This is a genomic window from Variovorax sp. P5_A3 (assembly GCF_056400665.1).
Window position 1 is genome coordinate 241,813 of the sequence record NZ_JBFUKW010000002.1, and the last position, 21,019, is coordinate 262,831.

Below are 21,019 nucleotides of genomic sequence, written 5' to 3' on the forward strand. Positions count from 1 at the left end.
TACAAGCCAATACAAGAATTGGCGCGGAAATGTTCGGAGCCAGTTCTCAGCGGTCGGCGGCGTCTGGCCCGAGCTTTACGACCATGCTCTCGTAGAGGCGAACCATGCTTTCCTCGCTCACGCGGATGAGGCCGCTGCGCGGCTGGTCCATGTCGATGATGATCGTGAAGACCATCGCGATGAGCAGCGCGAAGAGTGCGGTCGACACATGGCGTCGCTGGCCCGTCAGCCCGTAGCCGTACGCTATGAATCCGAGGGCGCCCAGTGCGACGGCGACCAGGAGGCTGATCACGATCTGCGGCACATGGTTGTCCAGTGCCGCGTGGCGCTTTTCGTTCGCATTGAACATGTCGTTGAGCGCCTGGATCGCCAGCACCCTCGCGGGCGAGGCCTGGCCCTCGGTCTGCGATGCGCCAGCCAATGCCCAGAGTTGCGCCTCGATGTCCGTCGTGGCGGCGCTGGTCGTCTCGAGTTGCTTGGGGTCGACGCCCGCCCGCGCGAAATCGATGCGCGCCGCCACATAGCGCTTCAACAGTTCGGACACCTGCTCTCGTTGCGCCTGCGGCAGCAGCTGCGCACGGAGATAGCTCGTGCGGATCGCATTGACTTCCTCCTGGACGAGCGTCTTGCGCGTATCGAAACGCGAGGCCGCCATCGCGAAATTGAAACCCAGCAGCAATGCCAGAAGCCCGAGCAGGGCCGCCTGCAGTGCGTTGATGTGCGATCGCGACAGGTCGTCGCTTCGACGGGTGTGCCGGCGGCCCAGCCGGAACGCGATCTCGAGCGCCGAGAAGAAGATGACGACGACAACGATGAACATGACGTCTTCGTCCAGTCGGGCCAGCATCATGGGGTCTCCTTCGAAGAGTCGCACATTCTGCGTCCGATCTTCCGCCGCAAAACAAAGTCGCGGGAGGCGGACTACATTGGAGGGCAGAGCCTCCGAGACCCCCATCGCCATGACGACAAGACCTTCGGACCATATCCTCATCGTCGACGACGACCGCGAGATCCGCGAGTTGCTCACCACCTACCTGGTCAAGAACGGCCTGCGCGTCGTCGCGGTGCCGACCGGGCGCCACATGCGGGCGGCGCTGGAAGCGTCCGGCCCCTTCGACCTGATCATCCTCGACCTCATGCTCCCGGGCGAGGACGGGCTCACACTGTGCCGTGACCTGCGCACGAGCAAGTACAAGGCGATCCCCATCCTGATGCTGACGGCGCGCAGCGAGGAGGCCGACCGCATTCTCGGCCTGGAGATGGGGGCCGACGACTACCTGGCCAAGCCCTTTTCCGCGCGGGAGCTGCTCGCCCGGATTCGCGCCGTGATGCGCCGCACGCGCATGCTGCCGCCGAACATGCATTCGACGGAGACGGCCCGGATGCTGGCCTTCGGCGACTGGCGCGTCGACACGACGGAGCGGCACCTGATCGACGCGAGCGGCACGATGGTCGCGCTGAGCGGCGCGGAGTACCGGCTCCTGCGCATCTTTCTCGACCATCCGCAAAAGGTGCTGAGCCGCGACCAGCTGCTGAGCCTGAGCCAGGGACGCGAGGCGGAGCTCTTCGAGCGCTCGATCGACCTCCTGGTCAGCAGGCTGCGCCAGCGGCTGCGCGACGACGCGCGCGAGCCGCGGTACATCAAGACCGTCAGGAGCGAGGGCTACGTCTTCGCTTCGGCCGTGGAGACTCGGGACTGAATTCGCTCCGGCGCGAGCTGATGCATTGACAGCTCACCGGGTTGCGAACCTCGTGCACGAAGCCGCCGGCGAAGAACAGGAGAGCGAACCACAGGTTCTTCATGGCAGGCTTCAGGCGCCCGCGGCGGCGGGTTGCGCCAGCAGTGACTGGATCTTCTTCTCGGTCTCGCCGTAGCTGCCTTCGCCGAAGTGCGAGTACACGATGCGGCCTTGCTTGTCGATCAGGTACACCGCGGGCCAGTACTGGTTGTTGAAGGCTTTCCAGGTCGCGTAGCTGTTGTCCTGCGCCACGGCGTGCTCGATCTGCAGGCGCTTGATGGCTTCCTGCACGTTCTTCGTCGACTTCTCGTAGGCGAACTCCGGCGTGTGCACGCCGACGACGACGAGGCCCTTGTCCTTGTACTTCGCGTTCCAGTCCTTGACGTACGGAAGGTGGTTCAGGCAGTTGATGCAGGTGTAGGTCCAGAAGTCGACGAGCACGACCTTGCCGCGCAAGTCCTCCAGCTTGAGGGGCTGGGAGTTGAGCCAGGTGTCAATGCCCTGGAATTCCGGCGCGGCACGCTGCTCGCCGACGGGGGTGTTGCCACCGGCCGGAGGCGCGGCGAAGGTGAGGGCTGCGAACGAGGCCGCGAGGGCCACGCCCAGGAGGAGTGCGCTGGATCGGATCGTCATGGTGAGTTCCTTCGGTTGGCGATGCGCGGATCTTCTGCCGCTGCGCTCCCCGTGGGTTCACATGTCGTACGGTCGTGTATCGGGCGCAGGCGCTCGACACACTACGTTGCACAAGCCGGCAGCATTGGGTTCTCGAGCCGATGCGCGCGTACCTCAGGGCAGGGCTGCTTGGGTGAATCGGGTCGAAAGGAGCCGCAGCCATCTGCCATCATGGCGCCACGCGAAACTACCCATGCAGGAGACTTCGATGACGCTCACCGTTCAAGAGAAGCGCGCGGCATTCCGCGCACTCCACACCCAAGGCTGCTTCGTGCTGCCCAATCCGTGGGACGTCGGCAGTGCGCTGATGCTGCAGCAGATGGGGTTCAAGGCGCTCGCATCCACCAGTTCGGGTTACGCCTGGTCGCTGGGACTCCCGGACGGCGGCGTGTCCCGTGACATCGTGCTGGCGCACTTGCGTACCCTGGTCGATGCCACAGATCTCCCCGTCAACGCCGATTTCGAAAGCGGCTACGCGGCAGACCCCGAAGGTGTCGCCGCCAGCGTCCGGATGGCGATCGAGACGGGCGTGGCGGGCCTCTCGATCGAAGACGCCACGGGCAACCCGGACGACCCTGTGCGTGACATGGGCGAGGCCGTCGACAGGCTCCGCGCGGCCCGGTCGGCCATCGATGAAGCCGGGGGCCATACGCTGCTGGTCGGGCGCGCCGAGAACTTCCTCTATGGGCGCACCGATCTCGCAGACACCATCGCGAGGCTCCAGGCCTACGCCGAAGCTGGTGCGGACTGCCTGTATGCGCCAGGCATCCGGACCCGCGAGCAGATCACCGCCGTCGTAGCCGCCGTGGCGCCGAAGCCGGTCAATCTGTTGATCGGCTCGACCAGCGAACTCACACTGCAGGATGTGGCTGCGATGGGTGTGCGGCGCATCAGCGTCGGCGGCGCGCTGGCACGGTCCGCCTGGGGCGGTTTCATGCGGGCCGCACGCCAAATTGCCGAGAACGGCCGCTTCGACGGTTTCGCCGAAGCGGCACGGGGCGACGAGTTGAACGCGTTGTTTCGCCGCCCGGCGGGCGCTAGATGACCCGTCGTGCGACTCAGAAGTCGGAAGACCTGACGACGATCGGCTCGCGGTGCGTGGTGTCGTAGCGTGACCAGGCGGCCACGTTGATCGCCACATGGTTCTCTTCATACGCGCTCACCGCACGGCTTGCACCATCCGCGGCGTGCACGTAGGCACCGAAATGGGACGCCAGCGCATCGTCGGTGATCAGCGCGTCGAGCTCCCGGCCTTGCGCGGGGAGGGTGAAGGCCACGCCGTTCCCGACCCAGCGTGCGCCGCGCGAACCGCCGATCCGGTGCCCGCCGGCATCGAACCCGGCAGGAGGCCCCAGCGGCGCCGGCTCGGTTTCGACTGCTTCCACGATGGGCTCTGGCGGCGGGTCCGGAAGGATCTCGGCCGACAGCAAGTCCCTCTCGATGAAAAGCATCTCGAAATCACTGATCTGGATGATGTCGTTGTCGAGCAGCGGGCGCACCGACACGTCATCGCCGTTGACGAGCGTGCCGTTGGTGCTGTGAAGGTCGTGAAGAGTGACGAAATGCCCCACTGCGGTGAGGATCGCATGGGCCTTGCTGACCGTGCCCGCCGGAAGCACCAGATGGTTGGCCGGGCCGCGCCCGATCCTGAACTCGCCTTCGCGGAGCCGCACCATGCGCCGCACCTTGGCGTTCTTCGTCACGATCAGCGTCGGCATGATTCGATCCCTCCCTGCACATCGATGGTAGTGCTAAGGTTTGCAAAAACCATGCCCTGGTCACGCGACGAGAGGAATGAGATCAACTGATACAGGTGGCGGCTGCCCCCTCAGGCGTCGAAGGAAAAGATCCGCTTCCAGTCATCCTTCATGCTGATGACGGTCCAGCCGTTTTTCTTCGCATCGTCATAGAGCGCCTGCGGGAAGGTGCCCACCTTGGTGGCGGGCAGGCTCTGGGCGGGCCCGTAGGCGTACTCCCGGATGGCATCGTCGTGCAGCAGCAGCATCGAGAGCCGTGCACCATCACCCGCCTTGGTGTACTCCAGCATCTGCCGGTCCCCCGTCGAGTTGCCGAAGGATGCGACAGGCCGGCGGCCGATCATCAGGTGGATGCCCTCCGGCTTGCCGGCGTTGTCATCGTTCAGCAGCAGCTTGGGTTGCTTGGTCAGGAAGGGCTTGCCGTCCTTGGCGTAGCCGTAGGTCGTGCCGCCTGCCGAGCCGACGACCTGCTCCGGCGGAACGCCGTAGGTCGCCTCCGAATAGGTTCGCACGAAGTCCTGCCCGCCGCCGGTCACGATGTAGGTCTTGTAGCCGTTGGCGCGGAGGTACTGCATCAGCTCCTTCATCGGGAGGTAGGTGAGATCGGTGTAGGGCCGGTTCCACCGCTTGTCCTTCGCGCTGGCGATCCACTTCGTCGCCTCCGCGTTGAACTCGTCGACGCTCATCCCGGTCAGTGTCGCGGCCAGGATCTTCTCGAGTTGCGGCAACGGAAGCTTGGCAATGGCTTCCATGTTGCCGGTGAGCACCGTCTTGAAGGGCTCGACACGGGCCAGCGCGGGCTTGGCCCTGACCACGTCCGGCACGCGATCCAGGCAATAGATCACCTGGCTGTACATCGGATGCTCGACCCACAGCGTGCCGTCCTGGTCGAAGGTCGCGATCCGAGCGGGCGGCGGCACGAAGTTCGGGTTCGAGGCGTCCGTCGTGACACGCACGAAGTCGAGGATGGCCTGCCTGGCAGGCCCGTCGTTCCACGACGCGAGCGGGGGCGTCTCGGGTGCGGGTTGCAGCTTGCCCGAAGCGCTCTGGGATTGGGCGTGCGTCAGGCCCGGAAGGACAGGCAGCACCGTTGCGGCCGCGAGCGCCTGGAGCCAATGCCGTCGACTGGTCGGTTCGGGAGAGCTCATGCGTCATCCTCTGCGCAGTGGAGATCAACGCATTGTGGGCGACGGGCCGCCATCGGTCTCCTGGTCATGGAGTCGGGTTAGTAGAGGCCCATCAACTCGGAGATCCGCTGGGTCACCGTCTTCTTCGGGGGCTTCGGCCCCAGCGCACCCATGCGATGGTCCACCACTGCATCCAGCGCATCGGCGACCCGCAGGTTGCGGCCGTCCGCCTCGCTGCCGCGTCGGCATCTGCTGGCCACCATCCGTATCTCTTCCAGGCTCAACGGTTGCGGTGGCGCTTCGGGCGAGAGGGACGCGCCCCGTGAGCTTGCGCTGCGCCGTTCATCCACGGGGACGCGCATCCGTCGCCGTCCGAACAACCCGGTGGGCTCCGGCTCGGGCCGGCCGGAAAAATGGAGCGGTTCCATCCGGGCCATTCTGTCGAACCGGCGCGCGGCGGGCCAATAGCGCTGAGGTTGTAGGCCCGCGCAGACGCTGTATGAGCATGCAGTATTCCTTCCCGCATATCGCTTCCGGCACCTTCGCAACGGGCGTGAACTCCCTAAACTGGCTGTTCGAAAAACTAGTACCTAATTCGTACTCGGAGGACCCATGGAACCCATCACCGAGGATGCCGCCCAACTCAGGGCCGCGGCGACAAGAGCCGACGCCTTGGCCAGGCGTGCGCAACGGGCTGCCGACGAGGCGTTCCGGGTATTTCTCAGGGACGATGGCGCGGCATCGCCCGACCAGGCCGTCGATGCGGCGAAGGCCAGTGCCAGGGCGGCGCAGGAGGCCTGGCGCAAGTACGTGAGGCACATCGCTCTGCACGGCGCGAGCGTGGCGCCATCGACCTCGTCTTCGCAGGGCTCGAACCAATCCCGGCCGACCTCCCCGTAGCGCGAGCGGGCAACGCAGGTTGCGGCGGTACGATCCCCGCAATGAGTTCGACGCCACACAATTCCCACAGCGGTCGGCCTCGCGTCTATCTGGCAGGCCCCGATGTCTTCTTTCGCGGTCAGGAGGAAATCTTCCGGACCCTCAAGGCGCACTGCGCCCAACTCGGCATGCAGGGGCTTGCGCCCACGGACACCGCCTTGTCACTCGCGACACACGCCGATCCCGACGACCTTGCACAGGCCATCTACGAAGGCAATGTCGAGATGATTCGCCAGGCCGATGGCGTCATCGCCAACCTGGTGAGCTTTCGCGGGCAGGAACCCGATTCGGGCACGGTGTTCGAGGTGGGATTCGCGGTCGCGCTCGGAAAGCCGGTGGTCGGCTACGGCGTGCCGGAAGGCAGCTATGCCGATCGCGTTTCCGCCGCGATCGCGTGCAGCGCCGATGCGGTGGGCGAGGTGCGGGAGGTCGAGACCGGCGCGATGGTCGAGGGCCTCGGCCAGCCGCTCAATCTCATGCTGGCCCGCTCGATCCGGATCGCGCCGACGGCACGTGAGGCGCTCGAATGGCTGGCGGCCGATATGAACAAAGAGGCCCAGCGGGGTTGAGTCGCTGGGCCCTGGGTTTCCAGATCGTGCTGCATTTGCCTGCGAGAGGCTGCGACTGCCTACGTGAGAGGCGCACAGGAAACCCAACAAGGGACACTCTACGGCCTTGTGCCGCGCTCGTCTTGATCTGCGGGCCGTTCGACGAGATTCCTCAGGTTTCAGGTGGCACAAAAGGTTTCACCGTCGCAGCCGGCCGGTCGCGCCGCGCGCACGACTCGTGCCTTCATATCGAATCCTGCGAAGCCAGATGGATGCGCGCGCGGGCGTACAGCACAGCCTCCTCCGGTGTCATGGCGCTCTCGACCTCGGCGAGTTCCGTGCGCTCGTCGTCATACGCGACCCATTCGAGAAGATGGGAGGGGGGCATAGTGTCGAAGGACTCGGAGTCGCACCAGGGATCGAGTCGCTGGGGCGCGCTGGCGAGCAGGAGCCGAAGGAAGAGTGCGCGCCCGAGGCGAACGGCCGACCGCTCGTCGGGGGTCAGTACGCCTTGAAAGGCGTGCAATTCACGGATGCTGCGGTCGATGCGCTGCTGGTAGTCGAATCGCCGGGGGCCGGCCTCGAAGGTTCGCGAACTCGACAGGCGCATGCATTCGCACTGGATGCGTGCATACGCCACAGTCTGAAGAAGATCGAGAACGCGTCGCAATGCCAGACCCATCATGGCGAGCATCACAACGCCATCGTCGTCCTCGTTGCGTAGGACGATCGATCACGAGAAGGCGAGTAGCCTTCCCGGTTGCCGCAGGTTACTCAGTCCGATTCGTGCGCCGCCAACTCGAAATCGTGCGTCCCGAGCACCACCGGCCGTCCGCTTCCGCGGCGGTGGACCTCGCGGGCCCGCTCGTCGATGAGGTCGGCGTTCTGCTCGTAAGCCGCTACGAGGGATTCGCCGCCACCGGTCGCGCCGAACAGGTCACGCAGCGGGTCTTCGCCGATCTGGGCGACGACTCGTGCGCCGTCGTCGGTGATGAACGCAAACCTCACCGTCGCCGTGTCGAAACAATAGATTGCCTCTGCCATTTCATTTGTCTCCGTCGTGTGTCGCAGCAGTGGCGATACGCTTGCGGCAGCACTTTTCCGGCAGCGGGATTTGACAGTGTGCGTAGGTTGATTCCTACGCGGCCAAACTGCCGATCACTCTGCGTCGCGAGCGATCAGCGCGGCACCTGGAAACGCGTGAAGCAGAGGAGCGACGACCAGACGATGGTCCTTGGTGACGCAGGACAGGCCGGTGATGCAGTCCTCGAAGTGCCATTCGTCTGCCTCGGCCGGCAGCAGCACCTCGGTGTCGCTCCACGCGATCGAAAGCGGGGACGCAGGCTGCCCGTCGACGGACGGAGTTTCCGTCGCGCCATCCATTTCGAGCGTGGCGAAGAGGCGCACGACGAGGAGCACAAAGGCGTGACCCTGGTGGCGTCGCATGAAGGCCACCAGGTGGCGTTCGCGCGCACCCCGGACCTCCAGCGGTTCGTAGCTGCCTTCCCGGAACAGTTCAGGGTCCTGTGCGCGCAGCGCCAGCAATCGGCAGATGACCCAGAGCTTGGCCCGACCGTCGCCGGCCTTTTCCGCCAGTCCGGACACCGTCGTGTCCAGGTCCGCTCGGTTGGCGAGGGTTTGCAGTTCCTGCAGTCGCCGCAGGCGAAGGCCGTAGTCGACCGCGCGACGGTTGTCGGGGTCCACCAGGCTGAGGTCGATGAGTTCGCAGCCCTGGTAGATGTCCGGCACGCCCGGCGAGCCGTACTTGAGCAGCGTCAGACTGATGCCGTTGAGCGCTCCATAGTGGTCGAGGCGAGCCGCGGCCAGACGCAATTCCGTCAAGGCCCTGTTCCCGGGCGACGACGCAAGAACACCGCGCACGAAGTGTTCCAGCGCTTCTTCGTAGGAAGGGTTCGGAAGAATCCAGCTCGTTCCAACCTTGCCTTCGCGCGCGGCCTTCAGCATGTAGTTGACGATGCGTGTCACGTAGATCTCGTGCGCCGCCGGACCCTCGTCCGAGGCGTCCAGCGTTCCAAGCACGGTCTGGTAGAGCAGGTACTCATGCGCCGCGGTGACTACGCCTCGCAGCGGGGCGTTCATCGCGCGCCAGCGTCGCAGCGCCAGCCGCCAATGCCCGGGGCATTCCGACAGCACGTCGATGCGCAGCCTGACGTCCTCGGAGCGCTTGTTGTCATGCGTGGAAGTTGCCAGCATTGTGTGGGGCCAGCGGCGCTGCCGGTCGCCCGATGCCTCGTGGAACTCGGCGCGGGTCATGCCGATGCGATCCGGCTCGCCGCCGACTTCGTTGAGCGAACTCAACGGGAAGTAGCGGTAGAACGCCGTGTCCTCCATGCCCTTGGCCGCGACCGGCGCGCTGAACTGCTGGAAGCGCCGCGCAAAGGCCACGGCATCCTGCGTCGTCCCCGGTATCGCGCCGTCCGGCGGCAGGCCGAGCAGCGCCTCGCGCACGAACTCGAAGACCGAGGCATCGGGCAGGTTCAACCGATCCCTCGCCGCAGCGATGGCCTCGTCGATGTAGCGAATGTCCTGTGGCGTTGCTTTCTCGGCGTTGTACGTGCGATAGACGGTGAAGCAGGCCGCGACGGTCGCGATCACCTCACGCAGCGTGTTGAGCGTGTGGTCGCGCGTGGTGCGATGGTGCTTGGCGATGCCGAGCAAGGCGTTGGCAAGCACTTCGAGGTCCGAGGCCAGGGTGCCGCGTGCGACTTCGCGCTTCGCGCGGTAGACCACTTCGTCGAAGCTGTCGGTCAAGCCGGTGAAGTTGCGCCAGATCCTGCCGAGACGGGCGGCCGAGCGATGTTCGACGAGCACGGCGTTGGCCACATTGGCGAAGCGATAGCCCGTGGTCCCGTGAACTGCCCAGGAAACCGGCACATCCTCGTGGGGCGCTGCGATCTTTTCCGCCACCACGTACAGCGGGCGCTCCGGGCGGCCCTGCGCATCGACCGAACGCCCGTGGGCGCCCGCGCGTGCACAAAAACCGTCCTGGAGACGATCGAAATACTGCGCCGGGTCCTGCAGGCCATCGGGGTGGTCGATGCGCAGGCCGTCGACCCAGCCGCGCGCGGCCAGGTCCAGGGCCAGCGCGTGCGTGGCTTCGAACACGTCCCGGCGTTCGGTACGCAGCGCGGCGAGCTCGTTGACGTCGAAGAAGCGGCGGTAGTTGATCTCGTCGGCCGCCGTGCGCCAGTAGGCGAGGCGATAGGCCTGGGCCTCCAGCAGTGCGTGCAAATCGTCGCGGCGAGCAGGCGTACCCAGCGCTTCGACGACTTGCGCGATCGCGTCGTCGCCGGAAGCCGCCGCGCGGGCGAGAAGATCGGCGCAGGTCTCCGGCGCCAGGGGAAAGCGATGATCGAAATAGCAGACATCGAACGTGCCGGCACCGGCCTCCCATCGCACCTGCAGTTCGCCCCGCTCGAGCACCGCGCCATAGTGGTCGCCAAGCACCGGGAGCAGCACCTTGCCGGACAGGCCCGGCGTCAGGGACTGCCAGTGAATGTCGAAGTAGGTCGCATGGCGCGAGGCCATGCCGTTGGCGAGAACGTCCATCCACCACCGGTTGTCCGTGCCGAGCACGCCCATGTGGTTCGGCACCAGGTCGATGAGCTGGCTCATGCCGTGGCGCTGCAGTGCCAGCGTGAAGCGCTCGAAGGCCGGCATCCCGCCCAACTCGGGATTGACCTCGTCGTGCGAGACGACGTCGTAGCCATGCATGCTGCCGGGGCGAGCGCGGTGGATGGGTGAGCAGTAGACGTGGCTGATGCCCAGCATCGCGAGATACGGGACGATGCGCGCGGCGTCGTCGAAGCCGAAGCCCCTGTGAAGCTGCAACCTGTAGGTGGCGCGAGGCACGCGCGAGAGCTGGCGCCTGCGCACTTCCGCACGCTCGCCTTCGTGTGGCCGGGCGCGCGCGAGCGCGGCGCACACCTGTCGCATCGTTTCGTTGTTCCACAGCGTTTCCACCGGCTGCGTGTACTTGCGCCGCCAGTTGGGATGCTGGAACGTGGTGCCCGGCAGGTTGGGCTGTTCGATCTCGCCGAGCGCGTCCTCCAGCTGGACCATCATCACTTTCGAAGGCGCGCCGGCCAGGAAGCCGTGGATCGCCGCCGCGTCCGGTGCGTCGAGTGAAGGCTTCGCCGGATCGAGTTCCAGTTCGGGATCCTGTGCCTTCATCGCTCCGACCAACCGGCGTCGTTCGTCCTCGCGCTCGCGACGCTGGTGCTCGAAGCTCCCGGCGTTCGCGATGAGTCCGAGATCCAGGCGGACCTGCAGGTCGCGGCCGGTCCACCATCCGGCGAGCGTTGGCAGGTCGTGGGTGCTGACCGCGGCCACGGCATCGCGCGGGTAGTCGTGCGGCGCACGAAAGCTTCCGTCGTGATGCCGCTCGAAGTACAGCAGCCGGTACGACAACACTCCGACGCGGCGCAGCGTCTCGCGCATGGTGTCGGGCACGGTGCCAAGGTCTTCCCCGATCACCAGGCAGCGGTGGCGCTGGCTTTCGAGTGCGAGGATCGCGAACAGCTCGTCGACCGGGTAGAGCACGTAAGCGCCGTTGCGCGGCGTGCCCTGGGCGGGAATCCAGAACAGGCGCATCAGCATCATCACGTGGTCGATGCGGATGGCACCCGCGCCGCGCATGTTGGCGCGCAGCGACTCGATGAAGGCGCGGTAGTGCGATTCGCGCAACCGGTCCGGGCGAAGCGGCGGCAGGCCCCAGTCCTGGCCTTCGAGGTTGAAGGCGTCCGGCGGGGCGCCCACGCGCGCATCCAGCGCGAAGCTGCTGCGGTGGCGCCAGGCGTCGGAGCCCGCCCGGTCGACCGACACGGCCAGGTCCAGGTAGAGGCCGAGGCCCATGCCGAGCGTGGCGCATCGCGCGCCGACCGCTTCGAGCTGACGAGCCGCCTGCCATTGCAGGTATTCGAAGTAGCCGACGCGATCGGCATGCTCGCTTGCGAACTGCTTCGTGGCGGGCGAGGCCGGATCGCGGAATGCTTCCGGCCACACAGGCCATCCCCAGACACCGGAATCCGCCGCATGGAAATGCGATTGCAGCGCTTCGAAAAGGGCGTGCTGCGTCAGCGCCTCGCCGCCGCGCTCGCGAAACTGCGCAAAGGCGCGGACCTCGGGATCGCCTTCGTCCCGCTTGCGGAACCGGCGGTACAGAAGCTCCAGCACTTCGTGCTTGGCGGCTGCCACGCCGGCGTGGTCGACAAGCGTCTCGGACCGCAGCGCGTCGAGTCTCGACTGGAATTCCGTCGAGCGCACGCGCTCACGTGCGGCCGCGCAGTCCGCAAAGTCCCCAACCGCCTCGACGTCGATGTAGAGCACGTTGAGCTGTGCGCGCGACGACGGGCTGTACGGACTCGCATGGGCCGGGTTGTGCGGAAAGAGCGCGTGCAGCGGATTGAGTCCGACGACATCGGCACCCTGGCGCGCAGCACGCGCGACGAAGTCGGCCAGGTCGGTGAAATCGCCAAAGCCCCAGTTGCGCGCCGAGCGAAGGCCGTGGAGCTGGAGCGTGAATCCCCAGGCGCGCGCGCCGCCTTCGAGGGCTGACGGCTGGTGGCATCGGTCCGGCGCGCAGACGACCAGGGTCTCGCCGGCCAAGCCGACGATGCTCAGGCGGTGATAGCCCTCGGGCAGCGCCAATGCGATCGACAGGCTGTGCAGCACGTGGTCTTCGCCGTCGATCTGCGCGCGTTGCATGACGTGGAGCCGCGCCGTCTCCACGATGCCCTCGTGGAACGCGCCGCTTTCGTCCACCATGCGCCACTTGAAATGCGCGACCTGCGCAGGCAGGCGCATCTCGATGGCGAACGATTCGGAACCTGCCGCGACCACGTGCACCGGCGGAAGAGCGTGCCGCCACGTGGCGCGCTCGGCATCCGCTTCGGCCGCTTCGAAATCCATGTCTCGCGTCACGAAGCCCGCGTCGAAGAGGAGCGCGGCGAGCGCGTCGGGCGTCACGGTGTGCCGCTGGCCGAATGCGTCGACGAACTCCGTGGCGATGCCGTATCGCGCGCACAAGCTGCGAAGGGCGTGCGAATCGGCGTGCCCGACCTCATGCATCCGGCGGCTCCTCGATGGCGGCGCACAGACCACCCGGTGGCAGCGCAAGCGAGCTCTCACCGGCCTTGCCTTGCCGCACACCCATCGTGTGGATCACCCGACCGGGAGGCCATGCCACTGCGGCCTCGGTAGTGCCGAAGTTGGCCACGACGTGCAGGAAGGCCGGCGCTGCGCCATCGCGTGCATCGTCGAACTGCCAGACCATGCGCAGCGCATCGCCTTCGCACGACCATTGGTGAATGCGGGTGTTGTTGCCGAAGCGGGGCACGAGTTCGGCATGCCGCAGCCGCAGCAAGGCGCGGACCTGCTGCAGGACTTCGGCATGCGCGGGCTGGGCTTGCTCGGATGCATCGAGCTTCGATGTCGCGAAGGTCGACTCGCTGTTCGGGTCGGGGATCTCAAGCGCCGTCTTGTCGCCGGCAAAAGCCGCGAACCCGCCAAACTCCTCGCGGCGTCCGGCCGTGACGGCCGCGGCCAACTCGGGTCCGAAGTCGCAGAAGTACTGGAAGGGCGTGGAGGCGGCGTATTCCTCGCCCATGAAGAGCATCGGCGTGTGCGGTGACAGCAGCACGCAGGCGCGCGCCGCCATCAGGCGTGCCGCATCCGACAGCGCATCGATGCGTTCGCCGAGGGCGCGGTTGCCGATCTGGTCGTGGGACTGCAGGAAGGAAACGAAGGCCGGGAGCGGAAGGTGATCGCAAGGCTCTCCTCGTGGCTCGCCGCCACGAAAGGCGGACGGCTGGCCGGTGTAGATGAAGCCTTGCGCCAGCGCCAGCCCGAACTGCTCCAGCGGCCGTTGCGCATAGTCCGCGTAGTAGCCGTCGGACTCGCCTGTCAGCAGCACGTGCGCGGCATGGTGCAGGTCGTCGTTCCATTGCGCGGTGCCGGCGAGGGGGGATCCTTCCTCGTCACGCTCCAGCCGGTGGGCTTCGTTCAGGTCGTTCTCCAGCACGACATGGACCTCTCGATACCGGCCCGGTCCCTGGTGCAGGGCCGCGCAGATCTCCTCGACGATCGGCGGCACGGAGGTATCGCGGATCGCGTGGATCGCATCCATGCGCAGGCCGTCGAAGCGGTATTCCTCGACCCAGTAGAGCGCGTTGTGCACGAAGAAGTCCCGCACGGTGCGCGAATGCGGTCCGTCGAAGTCGATCGCCGCGCCCCACGGGGTCTGGTGCGCCGGGTTGAAGAACTGCGGGCAGTACGCGTGCAGGTAGTTGCCCTCCGGACCGAAGTGGTTGTAGACCACGTCGATCAGCACCATGAGATCCAGACCGTGTGCAGCATCGATGAAGGCCTTGAGTTCCGCCGGAGTGCCATAGCTGGCGTCGGGCGCGAAGGGGAGCACGCCGTCGTAGCCCCAGTTGCGCTGGCCGGGAAAGTCGGCGAGCGGCATCATCTCGATGACCGTGATCCCGAGCGCGGCGAGGTCGGGCAGTCTGCGCGCCGCCGCGGCGAAGGTGCCCTCGGGCGTGAAGGCGCCCACATGCATCTCGTAGATGACGGCTTCCTTCCAGGGGCGGCCGCTCCAGTGCGCGTCGGTCCATTGATAGGCGCGCGGATCGATCACTTCGCTCGGACCGTGAACGTCGTCGGGGTTGCAGCGGGATGCCGGGTCCGGAACCCGCAGGCCGTCGGGCATCCGGTAGCGGTAGCGCTGTCCGGCGGTCGCTTCGCGAAGCACGTGCTCGTGCCAGCCTTCGTCGTCGCGCCGCATCACGAACGACTGCCACGCATCGCCCTGCAGCCATTCGAGGCAGACTTGCTGAACATCGGGCGCCCAGATCCGGAAGCGGACGCCGCCGCCTTCGAGCGCCTCCGCGCCGAAGGGCATCGAATGCATGTGCTTCATGGCGTGACCAGGATGCGGCGCAACAGCGCGAGCGACCGGCACTGCAGTTGATAGGTCGTCTCGGTGAGCGGCAGCGACGGCGAGCCTTCGCGCGCCGTGTCGATCTGCCGGGTCCAGCGATCGTCGGGCCGCGAAGGCAGCGTGAAGGGCAGCGGCTCGTGATAGGCGTTGAGCAGCAGCAGGAAATCGTCGTCCTGCTGCGCCTCGCCGCGCGTCCCCACATCGACGATGCCGGTGCCTGAGAACATCATGCCGAGGCAGCGCACGTGTTCGCCCCAGTCCGGCGGCGTCATCTCGTTGCCGTCCGGCCGCAGCCACAGCACGTCCTTGGTCTCGCCATCGCCCGCGGGCTGCCCGCGGAAGAAGCTGCGGCGCCGGAACGAGGGGTGAAGCCGCCGCGTGCGGATCAGCAGCGCGACGAAGTCCTGCAGCGAATCGGCCTCGGGCGATGGCGTCCAGTCGAGCCATGTCAGTTCGTTGTCCTGGCAGTAGACGTTGTTGTTGCCTCGCTGCGTGTGGCCCCGTTCGTCACCGGACAGCAGCATCGGCACGCCTTGCGACAGCAGCAGCGTCGCGAGGAAGTTGCGCTTCTGGCGCTCGCGCAGTGCGTTGATTTCCGGATCGTCCGTCGGCCCCTCGGCGCCGCAGTTCCATGAGCGGTTGTTGTCGTTGCCGTCGCGGTTGTCCTCGCCGTTGGCCTCGTTGTGCTTCTCGTTGTAGGAGACAAGATCGTGGAGCGTGAAGCCGTCGTGCGCGGTCACGAAGTTGATGCTCGCGTGCGGCCCCTTGCCGGACCAGCCGTAGAGATCCTGCGAGCCCGAGAGCCGGTGCGCGACGTCGCCGGCCACGCCCGCGTCGCCTTTCCACCAGCCCCGGATGCCGTCGCGATAGCGGTCGTTCCACTCGGCCCAGCCGGGCGGGAAGTTGCCGACCTGGTAGCCGCCGTGGCCGAGATCCCAGGGCTCGGCGATGAGCTTGACGCGGTTGAGCGTCGGGTCCTGGCGGATTGCGTCGAAGAAGCCGCCGAGGTTCTCGACCTTGCCGGCCTCGCGCGCGAGGGCGGAGGCCAGGTCGAAGCGGAAGCCGTCGACGTGCATCTCCTCGGCCCAGTAGCGCAGCGAATCCATCACGAGCTGGAGTGCGCGCGGCTGTTCCAGGTTGACGGTGTTGCCGCAACCCGTGAAGTCGTCGTAGTAGCGCGGCTGCGCGGCGTTGGCGATGTAGTAGGAGGCGTTGTCCACGCCACGCATGGAGAGCGTCGGCCCGAGGTGGTTGCCTTCGCAGGTATGGTTGTAGACCACGTCGAGGATCACCTCGATGCCGGCGGAGTGCAGGGTCTTGACCATGGTCTTGAACTCCTTCACCTTGCCCGAGGCGCTGTAGCGCACCTCGGGCGCGAAGTAGCCCAGCGTGTTGTAGCCCCAGTAGTTCTGCAGTCCCTTGTCGGCGAGATGGCGGTCGTTCAGGAAGGCGTGCACCGGCAGCAGTTCGAGCGTGGTCACGCCAAGGCGTTGCAGATAGTCGATGACGGGCGCGCAGCCGAGCGCGGCGTAGGTCCCGCGCAGGTGTTCCGGGATGCCGGGGTGCCGCATCGTGAAGCCTCGCACGTGCATCTCGTAGATCACCATGTCCTGCCACGGCACTTCGGGCCGGCGGTCCTCGCCCCAGGTGAAGGCGGTTTCGAGTACGCGGCCCTTGGGCATGAAGGCCGCGCTGTCGCGGCGATCGAAGGAGAGGTCCTGGCGCTTGCTGCCCACCGAATACCCGTAGAGCGCGTCGCTCCATCGCAACTCGCCGATCAGGTCCTTGGCATAGGGGTCGAGCAGGAGCTTGTGCGGATTGAAGCGATGCCCTTCCTCGGGCTTGTAGCGCCCGTGGATGCGGTAGCCATACGCCATGCCCGGTCGCGCCTCGGGCAGGTAGCAGTGCCAGACGTCGTTGGTGCGTTCGTTCAGTGTGATGCGTTGGCGCTCGTGCCGGCCCTTGTCGTCGAAGAGGCACAGCTCGGCCTTTTCCGCATGCTTGGAGAAGATCGCGAAGTTCACGCCCTGGCCGTCCCAGGTCGCGCCGAGCGGGTACGCCCGACCGGGCCAGACAGCGTCCAGTCGGACCGCGCTGTGTTTGCTCACGGATGGGGCCGATCGCGGTCGGTGCGCGGCGGCCACGCGGCCACGTTCGGGCGCGCGACGGGCGGCGGCTGGTCACGCAGGCCCGGATTGGGCGCCACCGCCGTATCGCGCGGCCCCGGGCGCTGCCGCGTCCGGTCGCCGGGCCACCACTCCTCGATGCGCCGGGCGGCCCAGTCCTTGCCCGCGAGCCCGAAGGCCAGCGCCAGAGCGAAGACGATGCCCGCAAGGATGATCAGGAAGCTCTGCCGCACGATGTCGCCACCGATCTTGATCTGGTCGAGCGCGATCAGCACCACGAAAAGCAGGATCGCGTACTGCGCCAGCTTGCCGAGCAGCACCGCGTCCTGCACGCCGGCATTGCGCCCGTAGGTGTTCACCGCGTCGCCGACGAACTTCGCGAAGTAGGCGCCGAAGACCAGCACCATCAGCGCGACGAAGACATTGGGCACGAACCACATCACCCGGCCGAGCAGGTCCGTCACGTAGCTCAGGCCCAGGCCGTTGAACGCGATGACGAGCGAGATCAGGACCACCAGCCAGTACGCCAGTGCACCGAAGACGACGGTCGAATCCGACACCATGCCGCCCTGGCGCAGGAAGTTGTCGATGCCCGAGCGCTCGGTGAGCACGTGGAAGTTGATCGCGCGCAGGCCGCGGATCACCGTGAAGCGTACCGCCTTGGCCAGCAGCCATCCCACGAAGAGGACCAGCGCCGCGAACAGCAGCCGTGGCAGGTACGCGCCGACCTGGAACAGGAAGGCGCGCAAGGGCTCGAGATGGATAGAGAAGCTTTCCATGGACATTCCCCCGGGATGGCTTTGTGCGTGGCCTTCAGCGAACGGCGGTCCGGTCGAGCAGGGCGAGGATGCCCGTGAGCGGGACCGGCGCCCAGTCGATGCGGTTGTTCAGTTCGTAGCGCAATTCGTAGAACGCCTTCTCCAGTTCGAAGAGTTCCAGCAATTGCATGTCGATGGGGCCACCGGCCGACGCCAGGGCCTGGCTGTAGCCGGCCAGGAAGGCCTCGCGCGTCGCGTGCTCCCAGGCCTGTGCGGCGGTGTCGAGGCGCACCAGTTCGTCCGCATTCTGTGCGGCGCGGCGCAGGGCGCTCCAACGTGCGTAGTTGAATGAGCGCAGCATGCCGGCGACGTCGCGCAGCGGCGACTGTTTGGTGCGGCGCTCCTCGATCGGGCGGGCCGGTTCGCCTTCGAAATCGATGATCACGAAATCGTTGCGGGTCAGCAGCACCTGGCCGAGGTGGTAGTCGCCATGGAAGCGCGTGCGCCATGCGGCCTTGGCTTCGAGCGCCATGCCGTCCACGAAGCGGTTGATGGCTTCGGCCATGCCATGCAGGCGGACGGCATCCTCGCGCGCGCTGGTGGGCAACGCGGAGAGGTCGGCGTCGCCGAGTTGCCGCAGGGTCGCCGCGGCCTCGGCGCGCACGGTCTCTCGGACATGGCGCAGGTCGGCGTCCGTCATCGGCTCGGGGTCGAAGGCGGCGTTGCCCGTGCGCAGCCCGAGCGCGTTGTGCAGTTCGGCGGTGCGCGCGCCGAGGATGCGGACCAGCGCGAGGAAGGCGCCGTGCGGGTCGGGCGGCAGGCGGCCGTCGGTGTCGCGCAGTTCGCCGAGAACGCGCTCCAGGTAGCCGAGCGTGTATTCCCAGCCGTCGCCCTGGTTCGGCACATAGGCCTGCAGCAGGGCCAGCGTCATGACCGTGCCGTCCGTGCCGAGGTATTCGAGCGCGCCGGCAATCGGCACGCCGTGCACGAAGCCGGCGTCCTCGGTGAGGAAGCGACCCATCTCGAGTTCCGGATTGACGCCGGGGCGCACATTCCGGTAGCCCTTGAGGAAGAGCGTCTCGCCGAGCGTGACGACCGTGTTGCTGCTGACCGGACTCGGCGCACCCACGGGCAGGTCGTCGATGACCTCGATCGGGAACTCGCGCCCGAGCGCCGTGGGCCGGAAGTGGAGCTGGCCGCGGGCCGTGGGCAGCCGCATCTCGCGGACGATCGCGCGCACCAAGGCCCGGCAGAAGGGCGCGTCGAAGAAGGCATCGGCCATGACGCCCACATGCGCCTGCTGACGGACCTTGGCGATGGCTGCGGGCTGCAGCGCCTTCATGCGCTCTTCGTCGGTGTCTTCCCAGGCGAGCGCGAGCGGCATGAAGTAGGTCGCCGGCTCGGGCGGCCCTTTGAGCGACAGCAGCGGCAGCATCCAGCTGTAGCCGTCGATCTGCCAGACCGCGTTGTCGCCGAGTTGCGCACGGTCGATGCGCGAACCCTTGGTCGCGTACCAGCGCTGGGCCTCGATGTGCGGCGGCAGCGTGTCGGTCTCGAACTGCTTGCTCAGGCGGTCGGCGAAGCCCATGCGCCAGGGCACGACGCGGTCCCTGAACATGCTGGTCCAGCCGTCGAAGAGCACCAGCACCGGCCGGTCGAGCAGCGCGACGCCTTCCTGGTGCCAGCTCGGCATCGGCGCTTCGTCGGCCAGCCGGAACCAGTAGAAGCCGTGCGAAGGCAGGGTGAGCAGGTAGGGAAGCTCGCCGATCGGCGGAAACGAGGTCCGCCCGAGCATCTCGACGGGCACCCGGCCCTTGAACGCAGACAGGTCGAGTTCCACCGGTTGCGCGGCGCGCGAGAGGTTGAACACCGAGAGGATCACGTCGTCGTCATGCTGGCTCAGGTAGGCGAGGATCTTGCGATTGCCCGGCTTGAGAAAGGTACGGCGCCCGCGCCCGAAGGCACGGCTGGTCTTGCGCACTGCGAGCATGCGTCGCGTCCAGTGCAGCAGCGAGCTCTTGTCGCGCAACTGGGCCTCGACGTTGACGGCTTCGTAGCCGTACATGGCGTCCATGATCGGCTGCAGGTACAGGCGCTGCGGATCGGCGCGCGAGAAGCCCGCGTTGCGGTCGGGGCTCCATTGCATCGGCGTGCGCACGCCGTTGCGGTCGCCGACGAAGACGTTGTCGCCCATGCCGATCTCGTCGCCGTAGTAGATGATCGGCGAGCCGGGCATCGACAGCAGCATGCTGTTCATGAGCTTGATGCGGTCCTTGTCGTTGTCCATCAGCGGCGCGAGCCGGCGGCGGATGCCGAGGTTGATGCGCGCCTGCATGTCGGCGGCATAGGTGGTGTACATGTAGTCGCGTTCGCGATTGGTCACCATCTCGAGCGTCAACTCGTCGTGGTTGCGCAGGAAGATCGCCCATTGGCAGTTGTCGGGGATGTCGGGCGTCTGCTGCATGATCTCGACGATCGGGTCGCGGTCCTCCTGCGCGATCGCCATGTACATGCGCGGCATCAGCGGGAAGTGGTAGGCCATGTGGCATTCGTCGCCTTCGCCGAAATAGCCGCGCACGTCCTCGGGCCACATGTTGGCTTCGGCGAGCAGGAAGCGGTTCTTGTAGTTGGCGTCGATCGCAGCGCGCAGCTTCTTGATGACCTCGTGCGTCTCGGGCAGGTTCTCGTTGGTGGTGCCGTCTCGCTCGATCAGGTAGGGGATGGCATCGAGCCGGAAGCCGTCGACGCCCATGTCGAGCCAGAAGCGCATGGTGCGGAACACCGCTTCGAGCACCTGCGGGTTGTCGAAGTTGAGATCGGGCTGGTGGCTGAAGAAGCGGTGCCAGTAGTAGGCCTTGGCGACCGGGTCCCAGCTCCAGTTGGACTTCTCGGTGTCGGTGAAGATGATGCGCGTGCCCGCATAGAGCGTGTCGGTGTCGCTCCATACGTAGAAGTCGCGCTCGGGCGAACCGGGCGGCGCCGCGCGCGCGGCCTGGAACCACGGGTGCTCGCTCGACGTGTGGTTGATGACCAGCTCGATGATCACGCGCAGCTCGCGGCGGTGCGCCTCCTGGAGCATCTCGCGGAAGTCGTCGAGCGAGCCGTACTGCTTGTGGACGTCTTCGTATTCGGCGATGTCGTAGCCGTCATCGCGCAGCGGCGACGGATAGAAGGGCATCAGCCAGATCGTGTTGACACCGAGGTCCTTCACGTAGTCCAGCTTGGTCGCCAGGCCCTTGAAGTCCCCCACGCCGTCGTCGTTCGAATCCAGGAAGGCCTTGACGTTGACCTGGTAGATGACCGCATCGCGATACCACGTGGGGTCCTGCGAAGTATCGATCTCGGTGGTTTCGAGGGCGAGTGCGGGCAGGGGAGCGTTCATGAATCACG

General features: G+C 66.6%; 16 protein-coding genes and 1 pseudogene. 4 read left to right on the forward strand and 13 right to left on the reverse strand.

All coding sequences use genetic code 11. From position 1 onward, the window contains the following. Window positions 1–46: 46 nt before the first annotated feature. Window positions 47–850 carry a bestrophin-like domain gene (locus AC1D3B_RS03295; protein WP_478189227.1) on the reverse strand — a complete coding sequence of 268 codons (804 nt, stop codon included), beginning with the start codon at window positions 848–850 and terminating at the stop codon, window positions 47–49. A 109-nt stretch (window positions 851–959) separates the two neighbouring features. Here AC1D3B_RS03295 and AC1D3B_RS03300 point away from each other — a divergent pair, with 109 nt between their 5' ends. Further along, window positions 960–1,700, forward strand: a complete 741-nt coding sequence (locus tag AC1D3B_RS03300; protein WP_478189228.1) for a response regulator — start codon at window positions 960–962, stop codon at window positions 1,698–1,700. Between the two features lie 111 nt (window positions 1,701–1,811). Here AC1D3B_RS03300 and AC1D3B_RS03305 read toward each other — a convergent pair whose 3' ends face one another. Then, on the reverse strand, window positions 1,812–2,372 hold the full coding sequence (locus tag AC1D3B_RS03305; RefSeq protein WP_478189229.1) for a thioredoxin family protein: 561 nt from the start codon (window positions 2,370–2,372) through the stop codon (window positions 1,812–1,814). 247 nt (window positions 2,373–2,619) lie between these two features. Here AC1D3B_RS03305 and AC1D3B_RS03310 point away from each other — a divergent pair, with 247 nt between their 5' ends. Continuing rightward, the gene (locus tag AC1D3B_RS03310; RefSeq protein ID WP_478189230.1) at window positions 2,620–3,456 is read left to right on the forward strand and encodes an isocitrate lyase/PEP mutase family protein; all 837 of its coding nucleotides are present in this window, start codon (window positions 2,620–2,622) and stop codon (window positions 3,454–3,456) included. Window positions 3,457–3,469: 13 nt separating this feature from the next. Here AC1D3B_RS03310 and AC1D3B_RS03315 read toward each other — a convergent pair whose 3' ends face one another. The 3 genes from AC1D3B_RS03315 to AC1D3B_RS03325 form a co-directional block, all read right to left on the reverse strand. After that, complete coding sequence (locus tag AC1D3B_RS03315; protein WP_478189231.1) at window positions 3,470–4,129, reverse strand: FHA domain-containing protein; 660 nt, start codon at window positions 4,127–4,129, stop codon at window positions 3,470–3,472. 110 nt (window positions 4,130–4,239) lie between these two features. Then, a complete protein-coding gene (locus AC1D3B_RS03320; RefSeq protein WP_478189232.1) occupies window positions 4,240–5,316 on the reverse strand; it encodes an HAD family hydrolase in 1,077 nt (358 codons plus the stop codon). A gap of 77 nt (window positions 5,317–5,393) precedes the next feature. Continuing rightward, the gene (locus AC1D3B_RS03325; RefSeq protein ID WP_478189233.1) at window positions 5,394–5,558 is read right to left on the reverse strand and encodes a hypothetical protein; all 165 of its coding nucleotides are present in this window, start codon (window positions 5,556–5,558) and stop codon (window positions 5,394–5,396) included. Window positions 5,559–5,907: 349 nt separating this feature from the next. On the opposite strand from AC1D3B_RS03325, the gene AC1D3B_RS03330 reads away from it, so the two are divergent. After that, window positions 5,908–6,195, forward strand: a complete 288-nt coding sequence (locus AC1D3B_RS03330; RefSeq protein ID WP_478189234.1) for a hypothetical protein — start codon at window positions 5,908–5,910, stop codon at window positions 6,193–6,195. A gap of 41 nt (window positions 6,196–6,236) precedes the next feature. Then, entirely contained in the window at window positions 6,237–6,803 is a 567-nt protein-coding gene (locus AC1D3B_RS03335) for a nucleoside 2-deoxyribosyltransferase (RefSeq protein WP_478189235.1), read from the forward strand. Between the two features lie 223 nt (window positions 6,804–7,026). Here AC1D3B_RS03335 and AC1D3B_RS03340 read toward each other — a convergent pair whose 3' ends face one another. From AC1D3B_RS03340 to treS, 8 genes and pseudogenes are all read right to left on the reverse strand, one after another. Continuing rightward, entirely contained in the window at window positions 7,027–7,476 is a 450-nt protein-coding gene (locus tag AC1D3B_RS03340; RefSeq protein WP_478189236.1) for a hypothetical protein, read from the reverse strand. 80 nt (window positions 7,477–7,556) lie between these two features. Next, a complete protein-coding gene (locus tag AC1D3B_RS03345) occupies window positions 7,557–7,826 on the reverse strand; it encodes a hypothetical protein (protein ID WP_478189237.1) in 270 nt (89 codons plus the stop codon). A 114-nt stretch (window positions 7,827–7,940) separates the two neighbouring features. Beyond that, window positions 7,941–12,872 carry a malto-oligosyltrehalose synthase gene (treY, locus tag AC1D3B_RS03350; protein WP_478189238.1) on the reverse strand — a complete coding sequence of 1,644 codons (4,932 nt, stop codon included), beginning with the start codon at window positions 12,870–12,872 and terminating at the stop codon, window positions 7,941–7,943. After that, entirely contained in the window at window positions 12,865–14,724 is a 1,860-nt protein-coding gene (gene treZ / locus AC1D3B_RS03355; protein WP_478189239.1) for a malto-oligosyltrehalose trehalohydrolase, read from the reverse strand. Before treZ ends, treY begins: the two co-directional genes overlap by 8 nt. Further along, window positions 14,721–16,853 carry a glycogen debranching protein GlgX gene (gene glgX / locus AC1D3B_RS03360; protein ID WP_478189240.1) on the reverse strand — a complete coding sequence of 711 codons (2,133 nt, stop codon included), beginning with the start codon at window positions 16,851–16,853 and terminating at the stop codon, window positions 14,721–14,723. The genes treZ and glgX overlap by 4 nt, the downstream gene beginning before the upstream one ends. After that, complete coding sequence (locus AC1D3B_RS03365; protein WP_478189241.1) at window positions 16,850–17,650, reverse strand: mechanosensitive ion channel family protein; 801 nt, start codon at window positions 17,648–17,650, stop codon at window positions 16,850–16,852. The genes glgX and AC1D3B_RS03365 overlap by 4 nt, the downstream gene beginning before the upstream one ends. A gap of 34 nt (window positions 17,651–17,684) precedes the next feature. Next, the gene (locus tag AC1D3B_RS03370; protein ID WP_478189628.1) at window positions 17,685–19,424 is read right to left on the reverse strand and encodes a putative maltokinase; all 1,740 of its coding nucleotides are present in this window, start codon (window positions 19,422–19,424) and stop codon (window positions 17,685–17,687) included. After that, window positions 19,398–21,011, reverse strand: a pseudogene (gene treS / locus AC1D3B_RS03375) (maltose alpha-D-glucosyltransferase); the annotation flags it as partial. The gene AC1D3B_RS03370 and the pseudogene treS, both read right to left, overlap by 27 nt. Window positions 21,012–21,019 lie beyond the last annotated feature (8 nt).

Bases quoted from the DNA above. Each gene is read 5' to 3' on its own strand.
- AC1D3B_RS03365 (WP_478189241.1), bottom strand. From the start codon at position 17,650: ATGGAAAGCTTCTCTATCCATCTCGAGCCCTTGCGCGCCTTCCTGTTC.
- AC1D3B_RS03295 (WP_478189227.1), bottom strand. From the start codon at position 850: ATGATGCTGGCCCGACTGGACGAAGACGTCATGTTCATCGTTGTCGTC.
- AC1D3B_RS03315 (WP_478189231.1), bottom strand. From the start codon at position 4,129: ATGCCGACGCTGATCGTGACGAAGAACGCCAAGGTGCGGCGCATGGTG.
- AC1D3B_RS03325 (WP_478189233.1), bottom strand. From the start codon at position 5,558: ATGGTGGCCAGCAGATGCCGACGCGGCAGCGAGGCGGACGGCCGCAAC.
- AC1D3B_RS03345 (WP_478189237.1), bottom strand. From the start codon at position 7,826: ATGGCAGAGGCAATCTATTGTTTCGACACGGCGACGGTGAGGTTTGCG.
- AC1D3B_RS03305 (WP_478189229.1), bottom strand. From the start codon at position 2,372: ATGACGATCCGATCCAGCGCACTCCTCCTGGGCGTGGCCCTCGCGGCC.
- AC1D3B_RS03330 (WP_478189234.1), top strand. From the start codon at position 5,908: ATGGAACCCATCACCGAGGATGCCGCCCAACTCAGGGCCGCGGCGACA.
- AC1D3B_RS03340 (WP_478189236.1), bottom strand. From the start codon at position 7,476: ATGCTCGCCATGATGGGTCTGGCATTGCGACGCGTTCTCGATCTTCTT.
- AC1D3B_RS03335 (WP_478189235.1), top strand. From the start codon at position 6,237: ATGAGTTCGACGCCACACAATTCCCACAGCGGTCGGCCTCGCGTCTAT.
- treY (WP_478189238.1), bottom strand. From the start codon at position 12,872: ATGCATGAGGTCGGGCACGCCGATTCGCACGCCCTTCGCAGCTTGTGC.
- treZ (WP_478189239.1), bottom strand. From the start codon at position 14,724: ATGAAGCACATGCATTCGATGCCCTTCGGCGCGGAGGCGCTCGAAGGC.
- AC1D3B_RS03320 (WP_478189232.1), bottom strand. From the start codon at position 5,316: ATGAGCTCTCCCGAACCGACCAGTCGACGGCATTGGCTCCAGGCGCTC.
- AC1D3B_RS03300 (WP_478189228.1), top strand. From the start codon at position 960: ATGACGACAAGACCTTCGGACCATATCCTCATCGTCGACGACGACCGC.
- AC1D3B_RS03370 (WP_478189628.1), bottom strand. From the start codon at position 19,424: ATGCTCGGGCGGACCTCGTTTCCGCCGATCGGCGAGCTTCCCTACCTG.
- AC1D3B_RS03310 (WP_478189230.1), top strand. From the start codon at position 2,620: ATGACGCTCACCGTTCAAGAGAAGCGCGCGGCATTCCGCGCACTCCAC.